This window comes from Halomonas sp. 707D4 (assembly GCF_024158685.1).
Classification (GTDB): domain Bacteria; phylum Pseudomonadota; class Gammaproteobacteria; order Pseudomonadales; family Halomonadaceae; genus Vreelandella.
Window position 1 is genome coordinate 1 of the sequence record NZ_JAMZBD010000550.1, and the last position, 1,842, is coordinate 1,842.

Below are 1,842 nucleotides of genomic sequence, written 5' to 3' on the forward strand. Positions count from 1 at the left end.
CAGTGGAAGCGCTCACCGCCGGTGCAGCACGGCGATTTCATGGCGAGCCTTGACGTGCGAAAGCGCTACTGGGCCCGGGCGCTGATCGGCTTCAAGGCCCTGGGCAGCGCCCAGGTCGGCGGCGCGCATCGCGTGCTGGCGGCGCTGGAGGCGCGTGGCTTCATCGAGCTGCTGGTGACCCAGAACGTCGACCGGCTGCACCAGCGCGCGGGATCGAAACGCGTGATCGACCTGCACGGCCGCGCCGATACGGTCAGCTGCATGAGCTGTGGCTACGCGATGATGCGCTACGCCATGCACGCGGAGATGGCGCGCATGAATCCGCGCTTCGCCGCCCTGGACGCCGCCCACGCCCCGGATGGCGATGCGGATCTGGAAACCGACTTCTCGCGCTTTCGCGTCTACGACTGCCCCCGCTGCGGCGGCGTGTTGAAGCCCGACGTGGTCTACTACGGCGATGTCGTCCCCCAGGAGCGCCGCCTCAAGGCGCAGGCGGCGCTCGCCCGGGCAAGCGCGGTGCTCGCCGTGGGCACCTCGCTCATGGTGTTCTCCGGCTATCGCTTCTGCCGCGAGGCCTACGCCCTGGGGCTGCCCGTGGCGTCGCTGTCGCTCGGCGTGACCCGGGCGGATCACCTGCTGTCCCACCAGTGGCGCGCGCCGCTTACCCCGGTGCTGGCTCATGCCCTGGCCTGCCTCGACGCGCGTGACGCGGTGGCCGCCGCACCTTAACGCGCCTTCGAGACCCAGGGGTTGTCGGTGATCCACAGCCGCCAGGGAGCATCGCGATCCGCCGGGGCGGCGTAGTCGATACCCACCCGGGGGCCGCTGGAAATCGCGCCCGGGGCGTCACCCTTCACCACCCAGAGCTGGTTCGGGCGGGTCATGTCCTCGCCGTAAAGCGTCTTGTCGATGGCCAGCGCCCGGGTCAGCTTGCCCGGCCCGTTGGAGAGCTCGCGGTTTTTCACCGGGCGAATGCGGCGCATGGCGTCCTCGTTGACGTATGGCTCGACCGCGCGCACCAGCACCGCGCAGGGGCTGCCTTCTGGCTCGGTGACGATGTTCAGTAGCCAGTGCATGCCGTACACCAGGTAGACATAGGCGTGGCCCGGCGGGCCGAACATCGCCCGGGTGCGCGGCGTCTCGCGGCGGTGGGCGTGGCAGGCGGTATCCATCGCGCCGCGATACGCCTCGGTCTCGACGATGGTGGCGGCGACGAGCTCGCCGTTCACCCGGCGCACCAGGCGACAGCCCAGAAGCTCTCGGGTAACGAGCAGGGTGTCGCGGTCGAAGAACGCGCGCGGCAGCGGCGCGTGGTCGGAAAGGGGCATGATATCGCCTTATACTTGAGTCAGATGCTAGGGTATTAGCCCATGCAAAGGATTGAAAGCGGAGGCCACCGTGCTGACATTCGAACATGATTACACCACGCTTCCCGAGCCGCTCTGGGTCGCCTGCGACCCTGCCGGCGTCGCCACGCCCGAGCTGATCGCCTTCAACGCGCCGCTCGCCCGGCGCCTCGGCGTCGATGCGGTGCCGGACGACGCCACGCTCGCCGCGTGGTTCAGCGGCAACACGCCGCCGCCCGGGGCAAGGCCCGTGGCGCTGGGCTACGCCGGGCACCAGTTCGGCAACTTCGTGCCCCAGCTCGGCGATGGCCGGGCACTTTTGCTGGGCGAGGTGGTGGACGCCCGGGGCAAGCGCTTCGATATCCAGCTCAAGGGCAGCGGGCGCACACCGTTCTCTCGCGGTGGCGATGGTCGCTCGCCGCTCGGGCCGGTGCTGCGCGAGTACCTGGTCAGCGAGTTCATGGCTGCCGTGGGCGTGCCCACCACCCGGGCGCTG

At 69.8% G+C, this 1,842-nt stretch carries 3 protein-coding genes; 2 read left to right on the forward strand and 1 reads right to left on the reverse strand.

Features of this window, described 5'->3' with window-relative positions:
• A partial coding sequence (locus BIS11_RS16435; RefSeq protein ID WP_253586567.1) for an NAD-dependent protein deacetylase occupies positions 1-729 on the forward strand: 729 nt, incomplete at its 5' end.
• Here BIS11_RS16435 and BIS11_RS16440 read toward each other — a convergent pair.
• Positions 726-1,328: a DNA-3-methyladenine glycosylase gene (locus BIS11_RS16440; RefSeq protein ID WP_253426814.1), complete on the reverse strand. Its 603-nt coding sequence runs from the start codon at positions 1,326-1,328 to the stop codon at positions 726-728. The two genes, BIS11_RS16435 and BIS11_RS16440, sit on opposite strands and share 4 nt — an antisense overlap.
• Positions 1,329-1,398: 70 nt before the next feature.
• Here BIS11_RS16440 and BIS11_RS16445 point away from each other — a divergent pair.
• On the forward strand, positions 1,399-1,842 hold a 444-nt coding region (locus BIS11_RS16445), incomplete at its 3' end, for a protein adenylyltransferase SelO family protein (protein ID WP_253586568.1).

Excerpts from the sequence above, each read along its gene's own strand:
- BIS11_RS16440 (WP_253426814.1), bottom strand. The coding sequence starts at position 1,328 with ATGCCCCTTTCCGACCACGCGCCGCTGCCGCGCGCGTTCTTCGACCGC.